The sequence below is a fragment of the Fulvivirga kasyanovii genome (assembly GCF_009711405.1).
In the GTDB taxonomy this organism is placed as follows: Bacteria; Bacteroidota; Bacteroidia; order Cytophagales; family Cyclobacteriaceae; genus Fulvivirga; species Fulvivirga kasyanovii.
In genome coordinates this window covers 1-12,672 of the sequence record NZ_SMLW01000473.1, presented here as the reverse complement: position 1 = coordinate 12,672, position 12,672 = coordinate 1, and the positions used below count along the sequence as shown (strand labels likewise).

The following is a 12,672-nucleotide window of genomic DNA, read 5'->3' as shown; positions in this document are numbered from 1 at the left end:
TAAATAAGCAGTTATGGCTCAGATACTAAAAAGACTTTTCCGAAACTGGCAAAATGATTTCCAAAACTGGTCTGCTCCTTTTCTAAACAGTTGTAGCTAAAGCATGAATCACTCATGCTGCCAACACTTGCCACTTACATTCTTGGTCATGCGCCGGCAACGGTTGCCGGTTGTTTTGGCTATGGCAGAGCATTGGCTGGATACAACATTTTTTTCGGGCCTTGGTGGGTCAATGATCTTGCTCTTGTCAATTTCTACTTCTTTCTGAGTAACGGTAGTGGTGGGTTTACAGACTTTGCATGGTTCATAGCCCCGCTCTTTGGCATCTATCAATGCTATAGGATATTTGCTATGGCTTAAATACCGACAGGTTTCTTCATGGTATTTACTACCGGTTTTAGTGATATATACAACCTGGGCGTCTGCTGCATTGGCAATGAAAATAGTAAGAGCAGTCAGCAGCATTAAATGTCTGATGAGTTTTTTCATGGCGGGCGTTTTTGATCGTGATAAGCTTAATTTAGTCATTTTAGCCTTTGCCTCTTATTTTTTCTATCAAAAAAGCCACACCAAAAACAAGGAGCCGGAGCAGGTTATAAATTACAATGACGGATAGCAGTAATGCTCCAAAAACTAAGAAGAAGACCAATCCGCCAGAGCTTTTGCCCCAGCGTTTTCTAAAGGACAAGCCGGGAATACCCGTTTTGATTGAAAAACCCCGAGAGCCCACTGAGCCAAATTTTGTGCGTTTGCTGAAAGAAGCCCCCGACTTGCTGATATTCAAATGGGAGCCTTTACCCAGGTTTATCCTTCGCTGATATCGAAAGCTCATAACTCCGCTATTGCTGCTTCAACTTTATCCACAAAATTTTCCACTGTCTGCTTACCCATGCCTTTGGTATGAAACACCAAACGAGAGCTGGCTGATAAAATGGTAACGACGTGTTTGCGCGAGCTAAAAAACAGGGCTATTAAAACTCCGGCCGTGATCAAAAGCAGAACAGATAGATGACCTGCCAAATTGCCTAATGAAACGACCGCGGCAATAGCACTTATTATCGCAAGTATGATAAGGATGGGATGGCTGGTATATTTTACCTCTATACCACTAACTTGTTTCAGCATAATGCTGATTAGTTCTTTGTCATCCTGATAGCGGATTCTGTGAGTAGTGAGCACAACCACCTCTGACTCGGATTTTACGAGTAGAGATTCATTTTTATTGAGGTTCATTTTCTTATGGTTTTGGATTTACCCACAAGAAAGAACTATGGCTTTAGTGTTTTAAATTATATTTCCCAAGGCCTTGATTTACTTTCCCAACGAATAACCGGCTAATCTTCAAGCCCGGCGAAAACCCATTTATCCTCTTCTTTTTTAAACTTGTACGTCTCAGTAGGTAAAAACCCGAGCAGTACAGTCTCCCTTCTTTTCATCCAATCGGAGCGCTTGGAATAAGTAAGTGCCACGGACAGGTACCGGATATGATTTTTATAAACCACTTCTACCAGGTAGGTGTAGTCATCAACTTTATTTTCATCCACAATTTGGTAATCAGCGGGTAGAGTGTTGATAAAGATATATTTTACATCAAGGGTATGAGGACTGGGTTTATGATTGATTAAATAAATATGGGGCTGCTCAAAACCGTAGGCATTTTCCGGGGTCAACAGGTCCAGGTTTTTATCTACTGCCGGTTCGACATTTTTCTTAAAGTTGAATTTTGAATATCCGGTCCCGAAAAAGTATTCATTGCGGTAGTGTGCTTTTATTTTATTATAGCGATCGTAAAAGTTATCAATGGTGGCAAGGGTGGTAGCTTCTCCGTCTCTGTTTTGCATTTCCTCCTGATGATCAGTCATCATCCCCGCCTGGAAGGTCTGGATACGATCCTTTATAGAAGTATTGATTTGGGTATCGGAGGGAAGATCTCTTATGAGGAAAAACCAAATGGCAATGGCCGAAAAAAGCAGGAAGCCAAAGGTACTGGTGTAAATTTTTGCAGAGGCCGGTTTTGGCAAAGGACTGGACTGGCCTTTTTGTTCTTTTTTGATCTCCTTCACCAAACGATCAACTACATACTCCAGTCCTTTTTGAGTATTTAGGGCTGTATACTTGGCTAACTGACTATCGTATTTTTCAATATCCTTTTCAGTTATGTTATGCCACACCGGAAATATTCTTGCTTCCTCCTTTGCCCATAAAGCATGAAACTCCCTTTGCGGCCACTCTCGTCCAAGGTAATTAAGCGTGATCACCAACACGCCGTGCTTTGACTTAATCAGTCCCTCCCTAATAGTTTCATCCAGTCTCGTACCAGCTATTAAGCGGTGCTTTGAATACCAAACTTTTATACCAGCTTCTTCCAGCTTGGCTACAAGAGGCATTACTATATCAAATTGATCGCTTACAGCATGAGAAATAAATACATCATATTCATAATTATGTGAAGGCATAAAATTTCGCGTTTTTGCCCCATATTAAAATTCCTACGCACAGATTACAAAATCAATTTCCGATCACAAGGTTCTGGTTTCCAAAAGCCTTATTTGATCAGGTTGAAACAACTCATTACATCATCACGATAGCTTTTGCTCATCTGAACTTCATGTTTATCCCCGAGTTTGATCATGTTGCCATCGATACCGGTAACCCGATTGATATTCACAATGTGTTTCCTGCTCACCTTTATAAAATCAGAACTGTTGAGCTGATCAGAAATCATCCTCATGTTATTCGAAAGTTTATATTCCTTTTCATCTGTCATCACTGAACTGTAAGCCCGGTCAGCCTCCAGGTAAATGATATCTTCGTAGGAGATCATTTTTGATTTTTGGTTGTCTATCCTGATGAATATGCGGTCTTTCAGTTTAGTAGTTGAGGCTGTTTTTGCTGGTTTGGCAGCATTTACAAAAGCTATCTCCAATGCCCTCAGCAAGTCACCGGTTCTGAAGGGTTTGGATAAATAGTTAGCCGGGAAAGTTTTCTTTGCACGGTCAACGGTTTCGCTGTCAGTATGGTCGGACAGGTATATTATGGGAATATCATGCTTTTGCCTGATTTTCTCCGCCGTAGCAATCCCGTCAAGCTCACCGGCCAAATGAATGTCCATAAGGATCAGGTCCGGAAGTGTTTTGTTCACTAAGTCGATTGCATCTTCTCCGCTAACCACGGTTTCCAGTACATCAAAATCATGATCCATCAATATGGCCTTCAGATTTTGGGCTATTAAAAGCTGATCTTCAACGATCAATACAGAAATTTTTTCCATTGCAGTTACTTTAAAGGCATTAATAAATTGAGTTTGGTTTTATTTGAGGTTTCCCATTTAATGGTTGCATTCAATTGTCGGCTCAGTGTTTCTATAATATTCAAACCCATAGAGCTTTCAAACTTGTCTGGCTTAGAGAAGCCGGGGCCGTTGTCTTCTATACACAGGTGTAGTTGATCTTTTTCCAAATGTAAAATCACCTTTAGTTCTGGATTTTCGGTCACCGGAAAAGCATACTTGAAGGAGTTGCTGACTAGTTCGTTCACAATCAAACCTATTGGTATCACTTTATCCACATCCAGTTCGACGGGCTGTATGTCTACCTCAATTGAATCATTTTGCATTTGGTCGTAACCATAACTATCGGCAAGCTGGCTGATCAGGTCGCCAAGGTAATCGTGAATGTTGACTGATCTGCTTTCTGTTTTTTTGTAAAGCTTCTGGTGAATGATAGCCATGGCATTGATTCGGTTCTCTCCACTTCGCACCGCTTCCAGCGCACCTGCATCGGTTATGGTACGCGATTGGAGACTGAATATATTAGAAAGAAGCTGCAGGTTATTTTTGACCCGGTGATGCAGCTCCTGCATGAGGAGTTGAATTTGCTTTTTGTTGCGGCTCTCAGAACGGAATTTAGTATATATTGATAATCCTATCACGAAAACCAGGACGACCGAAATACCCAGGATGATAATCCACAAGCGGCTTAGATCTATTTCAGCTTTTTGCAGTTCACGTTCTGTTTCCAGCATCGCTATGGATTGTTCTTTCTTCTCTGTCTCATACTTGGTTTGCATTTCAATCAGCCGCTGGACCTTATCACTATTAAGCAGGCTATCCCTGATGACCATTAGCTCCCTGGCACATTCGAGGGATTTATCGTAGCGGCCAAGTTGTTCATAGGCAAGCATACGGAAGTTGAGATTGTCTTCCATCTCCGACAAAAACCCTCCTTCTTTTATTAAGGCTTGGGCAGAATCAAGATATAGTAGAGCTTTTTGTGGTTGATGGAGGCTCGTATATATATTGCCAAGATTGTTGAAAGTGGTAGATTGACCGTTTCTGTCCGCATTAGTGGGCCTGATGCGATGAGCTTGCTCAAAGTAGCCTTTTGCTTCCTCAAACCTTTTAAGATCAAACATTACAGTACCAATATTATTCAAAGTACTCGCTACTTTGGAATAATCCTTAAGCTGTTCCTTTATTTTTAATGACTCCTTGTAATAATACAAGGCACTGTCATAGTCATCAAGTTTTCTATACACGATACCGAGGTTATTGAGGGAAGTAGCTATACCTTTTTGGTCATTTAAAAACCGCCTAATAGATAAAGATTTCTTATGATATGTAATAGCGCGGGCCAGATCATCCTGACGTGAGTATGCGCTGGCTATACTGTTATAACAAGAAGCAAGTGTTGAAGAATCGTTACCCATTTCCAGCTTTCTTACCGCCAATAGCAAGTATTCTAATGAGAATGAGTAGGCGCCAAGATCCTTATAAATAATTCCTAAGTTAAGTTCAGTCCTGGCAATGTTCAAGGTATCATTTTGACTATTGTAGTAATCATTCGCTTTCTTATAATGATATATGCTACTATCAAGATTGCCTGTTTTGTAATATGTTACACCCAGCAGGTTATGCATGGAAGCAACACCTGCATCATTCTTTTTAGCTAAATATCCGGATAGACCTTTTTTAAAGTAATGTGTAGCACTATCATATTTTACCTGATTTGTATAAAGTAACCCTATTTGATAGCAGACATGTTCAAAGTCATCATGTGAAGTATCAAGAGATTTCTTCAAAGAAAGTATGGCATGATCTTCCTGAGCATAGATATGAACAGCAATAAAACTAACTAAAACCAAAAAGAGACAACGCAACATTATTTCAGCATTTATGAGCTTTTAAATCAAATTCAATATAAGAAAAAACCACTTCAGTTGAAGTGGTTTTCCTGGAGATTGATACTATCGAATATTCTGTAAATCAACAGTACTTGCAGTTCGACCTGATGGTGGTGGCGGTGGTATCACTACCGGATCATCATCTTCATCATCTCCACCCCCTCCCTCGGGTCTCACTACATCCTCATTACACGCAAAGGCGAAAGCGCCAAAAATTAAACTTAAAACGGTTATATACTTTAACTTTTTCATTTCTCTAATTTTTTTAACTTGATAGATGGGCTGAGGCAGAATTGGATAGGCAACACGATTCCTGTTCTTGAAATCAATCCGATTTCAAGTCTTTGAAAGTCAAAATGTTATCTACTTACTGCTGACCTCAGCCATTAAGTGTGAGAGGAGTCTCGCCGTGTGGGTGAATGCGGTATGGCTCTCACTGTCCAGACTTTATTCATCCATTAGGTTCGACTAGTGAAGCACCTTCTCGAGTGATGCTTCGGAGTGATTGATCAATCAACCATACAAAGATTACGATTATGAGGACGGTTTCTTAACCTTACTTTTTCCGTAGTTCTTTTTTTTCTACTTTAACTACACGTTTTATCACCGAAGCCTCATTATGAATATTGAAGTGCCAATTAAAGAGCTTGATCTGATGCTTAGGCATCTAACTGATCATTTTAATGTAGATCTCGAAAAAGCAGGATTCTTAACTATAGCAGACGCAATCGAGAATGTTGATTATCGATATTTAAGTGAAAAGCTTTATGGACAAATGACTGAGGCGAGGAAAAAGGGGATTCCTGAAATTAATCTACGTCTGGAAAAATTAAATGCTATAGTAGAGCACTTGGGTTTTAAGAGTTTTATGGATTTTCAGAACTACATAAAAATCAACCCACACCTTATGCAATATGTTGGGCATTATTACTCTTTGATTCGAAAAAATTCAAAAGACTCGGAGATACTTCAGTCACCAGTAAAAATTGAGAGAGAAGAACATCTGGTCAGATTGACATTAAAAGGAAAAGATCGCCTTTATACAGGAAATTTAGAAATTCAGGATGGGTGCATGACATGCCTCATGAGATCAGAAGAACGAGATAAATCTTTTTACCATGTTTACAGGATCGGTAAAATAAAAAATCCCCGTATAATGCTGGGGATCTTTGCAGGAGCATCCTCTTTTGATGAACCAATCGGAGGAAGGTGCATTTTGCTAAAACAGGACAACGATTTTCATAAACTTATAAACGAAAAAATAAGAATTGAAGAATTGGACGATCATGTTGATGAAGATTACAAACAGCTCCGACCATATTTTGAAAAGTATGAAGAAAATAATTTAAGCCTCGGCAATCTCAACGACTATGGATTGAATATTTAGCCTTAGTTATCACACCCCCTCATATATCCTATCAATCTCTTGCTGATAGTGCTGCTTAATAATTTTTCGTTTTAAGCTCAGCTTGGGGGTCATCTCTCCTTTTTCGATTGTCCATGGCTGCGCCAGCAGCCGGAATTTTTTTATTTTTTCATATTGGGCAAATTCCTCGTTGGCATGGTTAACTTCTTCCTGGTACTTATGAATGATCTTTTCATTGAGGATCATTTCGGCAGGGGTAGTGTAGGTGATTTGATGGCGGCGGCAGTAATCTTCCATTTTTTCAAAATTCGGGACGATTAAGGCAGCAGGAAATTTTCTGGATTCTCCTACAACCATGGCCTGGTCTATCATTAAGGATTCTACCAGTTTGTTCTCAATAGGTTGCGGAGCAATGTACTTCCCTCCGGAAGTTTTGAACATTTCCTTTTTCCGGTCGGTGATCTTTAGATATTTGCCGTCAACCATCTCACCAATATCGCCGGTATGAAACCAGCCGTCGGAATTGATAACTTCTGCCGTGGCCTCGGGTTGTTTGTAATAGCCCATCATCACATTATCTCCTTTTGCGAGTACTTCCCCATCTTCGGCTATCTTCACCTGCACTCCTTTAAGCATTGGCCCTACGCATCCGATTTTTATAGCATCCAAGCGGCTGAAGCTGATGCCCGGTGAAGTTTCCGTAAGGCCATAGGCCTCGAGTACTTTTACCTGAGCTGCCCAAAAAATATTGGCTAGACTGGGTTGCAATGCAGCGCCGCCCGAAATGATGAATTGCACATTTCCTCCCAATGCTTCACGCCATTTGTTGAAGATAATTTTGTTGGCAAGCTTAAGCTGGAGATTGTACCACATTCCCTGGCTTTTGCCTAGATCAAATTGTTTAGCCAGATTCAACGCCCAGAAAAACAGGGACTTTTTGACTCCGTGCAGCTCATATCCCTTGCTTACGATTTTCTCGTAGACTTTTTCCAATAGTCTGGGAACGGTAGCGAAGAAATGAGGCCGTACCTCCTTTAAATTTTCACCAAGCGTTTCCATACTTTCAGCATAATAAATGGAAACACCCATTTGCATGTAGGTATAAAGAGCAGTCCGTTCAAAAATATGGCTTAATGGCAAAAAGCTGATGGTCCTATGTTCCGGTCCGCCCATGGCAAATGCATCACAAACGGAATTCGCATTAGACAAAATATTTTTATGTGAGAGCATTACTCCCTTGGGATTGCCCGTAGTGCCTGAAGTATAAATTATGGTGGCAAGATCTTCGTACGCTATACCTGCCTTTAAACTATCTATTTCTTTTAGTGTCTGCTCCGTGACAGGTTTTAAGGCTTGCTTCCAGAAAGTTGCCGCTTCTATCTCATCAAAACAATATACCTTCGGGTCATGATCCAGCGATTGCTTTGCCTCATTTATTTTGGCCGTTACGTCAACGTCGCCGGCAAACACAAGTTTAACCCCGGCATCCCGCATGATGTAGGCATAGTCCTCGGCTGTAGAATTGGGGTACATGGGCACATTGATCGCACCTATTTGCAGTATGGCATAATCAGCAAACACCCACTCCGGTCTGTTGAATGACGCGATTGCAACCTTATCACCTTTTTTAATTCCTAATTCCAGTAACCCAGTACTAAGCTGATTTACGATATCAACAACCTCAGATGTTGAGTACTTTATCCAACGGCCGTTCACTTTATTTGATAAAGCGTCCTGCTTGGGCCTATCGGCTAATTGAAAATGAAGTACGTCGAATATCCGGGTTATTTTCATGGGGTTTGTAAAATTGGAGGCTTAAATTAAGTAAAACTTAGCACTTATTATAATTCGCTGTTTGGCAATCTTTCGTCAAGCGCATTATAGTCACCCCGTAGCTGACGAAAGCGTTTTCTGGCTTCGGCCACATAAACACTTCCCGGATATTTGGTTAAAAATGTTCTGTAGATCTCCATGGCTTTTTCAGCATCGTTGAGCTGGCGATCATATATGGAACCGATTGTAAAGTAAGCATCATCACTGAGGATGTCATCATCATATTTATCCACAATTTGCTGGAGTAATGATATAGCAATATCGAAATGGCCCAATTTTTTTTGGATCTCTGCCTCTTTCCAGAGAAGCTCGTCTGACAAGCTGTGTCCGGCATATTCTTCACGCATATCTTCTATGGCGCGAAGCGCCGGCGCAATTTTATTTTGGAACAGCAATAACTCTATAGCCGCATATTTTTTCATTGCCGTTTCTGTGCTATCAAAAGCAATATTGTCTTTTATCAAAAGGCTTAAGGCCATAGCATCATTGGCTATCTCACGTGTAGTTGCCTGCTTGAGGATATCCAGGTGTTCTTGTGCCAGTTGAAATTCTCCCTTGTAGTAAGAGAGTTTTGCATTTCTTAACTTGGCTTCGTAACCCAGTGGATCTTCTTTGTGTGACTTTTCCACCTGCGAATAAAGCAGGGTAGATTCCCATGGCTCTTCTGTCAAAATATAAATATCCCCCAAATCCAGTTTAGACTTTGCCTTTATATCAGGGTTGGCCCTTGGTGTGTCAATGATCTTATTTAGGATAGCAATGGCCGAATCTTTTTCATCCAGATAAAATGCATGTAAAAGCGCCTTGTTCCGCAAGGCCTCCAGCGTATTGCGTGTGATGCCCAGCTCATTGATAAAATTATTGTAGTCATTGATCAGGTTCCTGATCTCACGCTCATCAATCGGATAAGTATTTCTAACGCGCTTCTCATAGGATTTTATAAGATACATTTTTGCCAGTAAATAATTATAGGTGCCTGGAAATTCTTTTATGATGTATGTGAAAATTTTAATGGCGTTGTTATAGTCATTATTTTCCAGGGCCATCAGACCAATATTGATACTTCTGCTACCTTCGGTCCGTAGCCTCTTATCTATAGCTCTTGCCTGGATAAAGGCGCCATAAAAATTCTTTTGCTGCAGGTTCACCCAGATAAGCAGCTCACTGTATATTTCACTGTTAGGCTCATTCTGTATTTTGTCATAGAGCAACATCTCAAGGCTCTGAAGCTCCTCCGGTTTGGCCAACAGGCTTTGCAATGTGTTTTTTACATAGTTAAGGTTTGAAGGATTCTGACTTACATAATTAAGGTACTCCTGAACCATTAAATCTTTCTCATTCATGATCCGGTAAATGTTGGCCATCTCCAGAGCATAGGCATATTGATTGTTGATGGCATCACGCGCTTCTTTAAAAGTCCGAATAGCCATATTGGTGAGTTGCTTGTTAACAAAATAGTCTGCAGTTATGCGGGTCCTGTAATTGTCATATTTGATTTCATCTATCAGACCATCAAAATACTTTTGAGCCTGTGACTCCTGACCTGAATTTTTTAATAGCACGCCCAGGTCGAGCTGATAATAAAGGTTGTTGGGAAATTTTTTGATCAGGCGTTTAATATATTTTTCTGCCTCATTATACTCAGTCATCTCCAACAGCAGAAAGAAGTAATTGTTGTGGATAAGTGGGATGTTATCCAGATCACGCGCAAGATCGTCGTACAGTTTTTTTGCTTTCTCATATTCTCCCTGAGAGTAATATTCATTGGCCAACCGCACTTCCTGCGATTGAGCATTGGCAGTTAAGGAAATAATAATGAGTAAGCTTAAGATCAAAAATTTTTTCATAGATCCATTTATTAACAATTCACACACACCTATATTATATATACTATTATATATTAAAAGTTATTATTATATATTATCATGTGGATACGTGGATAAATACTTAATTTATATCTTGTTTTTTAAAGTTGTGGATGTTTTGATCATTATCTATATGTTATCCACAACTGTTTAACCCTGTAACTTACTGAAAATATGACAGTTATAAGTTATTCACATCGAATGTCTTCAAATGTGGATAGTTTAAGGTCGCGGTATAAGTCTGTGGATTTTCCAATTAACAAGTTGAGTTTGTTCTATTAATCAACACCTGATTCTGATTTTGAGGCTGATATTTAAGTTAACAACATGTTATGTTTAGATTTCCACATCATTAATCCACAGTTATCCACACTTAGAATGTTATAACGTTAGGGCCAAGTTCCCAGTTTGCTCTAAGGGTAAGTATTTCGTTCCCTTCGCTGCTCTGGTAAAATATGACCGGTTCAGGCTCTTCGTTAGCTTTAATATTCCCCGGATCCCAGATACCATTCAGATTACTATCCACCAGTATTCTTACTCTATATTCTCCAGGCTCAATGTTTTTGAACTGAAAGGTCTTACCGTTAACTTCCTCAGCTACAACCTGGTTTTTTGTGTTTATCAGTTGTACAAAATAGTGTTGGCTGTCGGTTTGTACATCCATAAGTAATACACCTAATTGATCAGGTTTTATAAAAGAGAGGTTTTCCTGTATCCTTTTGCTTGAGTCTGATTCAGCACCTATAAAGCTGCCGGCACTTGCATAGAAGTGGGGCTGCTTAGGCGCCGGAGGTTGTTGCTCCAGGCTATCCTTAGGTGAAGTATTGTCTTTTGGTGGCCTACCCTCTTTGTTGATGGGTTGTGCATCGTCTGGTCCCTCTAACAGTTTCTTTCTGTCTGGTGCATTTCGTTTGTCCTGCTCAGGTAACTCTCTGTCTGCAGGTGGATTCTCTGCTCTTCTGCTTTGAGTTCTTGAGCTGGTATTTGTGCTTATGTCTTCTTTGTTAACAAATAGTGATGGATCAATATCATAAGCAAGTGATACCTCATCCTTGTATTGGTTCCACTCCAGGTCCTGTGGTTTGAAGTATACTATATTGGCAGTATCCAGGTACAAGTATACACTGTCATAATTTACACTTTTTACAGGTTTACTGAATTTCAATGTGGCTTTGAATGTGGGGGTTTTAGTTATTATTTTGGGAAGCGTTGCTTTGAGAGTAAAGTCAGCCGGTTTACGTTGTGTGGGTTCAAATTTAAACCTGACCGAATCAAAGATGTCATGCTGTAATGAATCGGTAGCCCTGATAGATATAGCGAGAGTATCACTGTAATTGCCGGTGTCAAATATCTGTATGGTGTTATGACTGGCATCGGTAAAATTGCTATAGACTACGGACGTTGTGTCAATGCTTTTGAGATCGTAATCAGTGACGTGTTTATTATATTTTAGATTGTACGTAGTACCTGAAGGTCTTGTACTTTGGAGCTCCAAATCACGTACGTCTAGAAGTTGTATAGGAATATCAAGTTTTGAAATATTACTATCTAATCTTACTATTTCAGAAACAAATCCATACTTTTCTGATTTGCTTTCTAACGTTAGGTTTTTATTCTTATCTTCAAATGCATAGATTTTGTAGGATGCATTCTTTAAATTGTCAATGTTGTACAGCCCTGCTGCATCTGTCTTGGTATAGTATACTGGTGGACTGTTAAATACATCAAGGGTGTCGTTCGCTTCATATATGGCTATGGTTATGTCTGCAGCTTTGGTATTGGTCATGAGTTCATAGACATATCCTGATATGCTTAAAGAGTCCAGATAGCTCCCTGTACTGAATGCAAGTTTAAGTGTATCGGCAGGATTACCTTCGGTTAGATCTTTTATTCCTTCGCGGAAGTTAATGGAATATGTAGTACTGTCCTGCAGAGGTTTTTCAAATTCTATAATTACTTTATTCTTCCGGTATTTTATTTCGTATTCATCCTTTATTCGGGGTGTGATAAGAAATTGTTCTTTTGGATTGTCTGTTTTGATGAGCTCATCAAAGGTTAATACTATTTCCTTTCCCTTGAAGTTTAATTCACCCTGGGCTGGTATAGATGATACCAATACTGGGGGTATTTCATCTTTTTCACCACCCGTTGGAGCTGTCTGGTTAGCACACGCTGAGAATAGAGCAACACTAAGAATGATTATGCCGGAAGTTATCCTGTTCATTATTTACTGAGTATATATATTAAACTTGAATAGTTGAAATTATTGTTTTTTGCCTTTTGGTTTGAGATAAACCCACGTATGGGTGCCTTGAAAAATTTAAGAATACCAGCACCTTTGTAGGCTTCGCTAAGCAGGCTTACATAATAAGCATCCAGAGTCATTGGCAATATTTTATTAATTTTAAGTTGATATTTAGTTGCCAG

At 39.8% G+C, this 12,672-nt stretch carries 11 protein-coding genes and 1 pseudogene; 1 reads left to right on the top strand and 11 read right to left on the bottom strand.

Annotated features, from left to right (window positions below; genetic code table 11):
- Nucleotides 1-108: 108 nt before the first annotated feature.
- The 7 genes from E1163_RS30975 to E1163_RS08590 form a co-directional block, all read right to left on the bottom strand.
- Entirely contained in the window at nt 109-489 is a 381-nt protein-coding gene (locus tag E1163_RS30975; protein ID WP_221417964.1) for a hypothetical protein, read from the bottom strand.
- A 40-nt stretch (nt 490-529) separates the two neighbouring features.
- Nucleotides 530-832: a DUF4236 domain-containing protein gene (locus E1163_RS08615; RefSeq protein ID WP_155171034.1), complete on the bottom strand. Its 303-nt coding sequence runs from the start codon at nt 830-832 to the stop codon at nt 530-532.
- A complete protein-coding gene (locus E1163_RS08610) occupies nt 829-1,233 on the bottom strand; it encodes a hypothetical protein (RefSeq protein ID WP_155171033.1) in 405 nt (134 codons plus the stop codon). Before E1163_RS08610 ends, E1163_RS08615 begins: the two co-directional genes overlap by 4 nt.
- 101 nt (nt 1,234-1,334) lie before the next feature.
- Nucleotides 1,335-2,456 carry a toll/interleukin-1 receptor domain-containing protein gene (locus tag E1163_RS08605; RefSeq protein WP_155171032.1) on the bottom strand — a complete coding sequence of 374 codons (1,122 nt, stop codon included), beginning with the start codon at nt 2,454-2,456 and terminating at the stop codon, nt 1,335-1,337.
- A gap of 89 nt (nt 2,457-2,545) precedes the next feature.
- Nucleotides 2,546-3,271, bottom strand: coding sequence for a response regulator (locus E1163_RS08600; protein WP_155171031.1), 726 nt, complete (start codon nt 3,269-3,271; stop codon nt 2,546-2,548).
- A gap of 5 nt (nt 3,272-3,276) precedes the next feature.
- A complete protein-coding gene (locus E1163_RS08595; RefSeq protein WP_155171030.1) occupies nt 3,277-5,160 on the bottom strand; it encodes a tetratricopeptide repeat protein in 1,884 nt (627 codons plus the stop codon).
- Between the two features lie 84 nt (nt 5,161-5,244).
- Nucleotides 5,245-5,433 (bottom strand): hypothetical protein, encoded by a 189-nt coding sequence (locus tag E1163_RS08590; RefSeq protein ID WP_155171029.1) that lies wholly within the window; start codon nt 5,431-5,433, stop codon nt 5,245-5,247.
- A gap of 367 nt (nt 5,434-5,800) precedes the next feature.
- On the opposite strand from E1163_RS08590, the gene E1163_RS08585 reads away from it, so the two are divergent.
- The gene (locus tag E1163_RS08585; protein ID WP_155171028.1) at nt 5,801-6,568 is read left to right on the top strand and encodes a hypothetical protein; all 768 of its coding nucleotides are present in this window, start codon (nt 5,801-5,803) and stop codon (nt 6,566-6,568) included.
- Between the two features lie 9 nt (nt 6,569-6,577).
- Here the strand turns inward: E1163_RS08585 and E1163_RS08580 are convergent, their stop codons facing one another.
- The 4 genes and pseudogenes from E1163_RS08580 to E1163_RS30970 all read right to left on the bottom strand — a co-directional run.
- Nucleotides 6,578-8,341, bottom strand: coding sequence for an AMP-dependent synthetase/ligase (locus E1163_RS08580; RefSeq protein WP_155171027.1), 1,764 nt, complete (start codon nt 8,339-8,341; stop codon nt 6,578-6,580).
- A 47-nt stretch (nt 8,342-8,388) separates the two neighbouring features.
- The gene (locus tag E1163_RS08575) at nt 8,389-10,227 is read right to left on the bottom strand and encodes a tetratricopeptide repeat protein (protein ID WP_155171026.1); all 1,839 of its coding nucleotides are present in this window, start codon (nt 10,225-10,227) and stop codon (nt 8,389-8,391) included.
- A gap of 391 nt (nt 10,228-10,618) precedes the next feature.
- Nucleotides 10,619-12,469, bottom strand: a complete 1,851-nt coding sequence (locus E1163_RS08570) for an Ig-like domain-containing domain (RefSeq protein WP_155171025.1) — start codon at nt 12,467-12,469, stop codon at nt 10,619-10,621.
- Nucleotides 12,469-12,672, bottom strand: a pseudogene (locus E1163_RS30970) (methyltransferase); the annotation flags it as partial. The pseudogene E1163_RS30970 and the gene E1163_RS08570, both read right to left, overlap by 1 nt.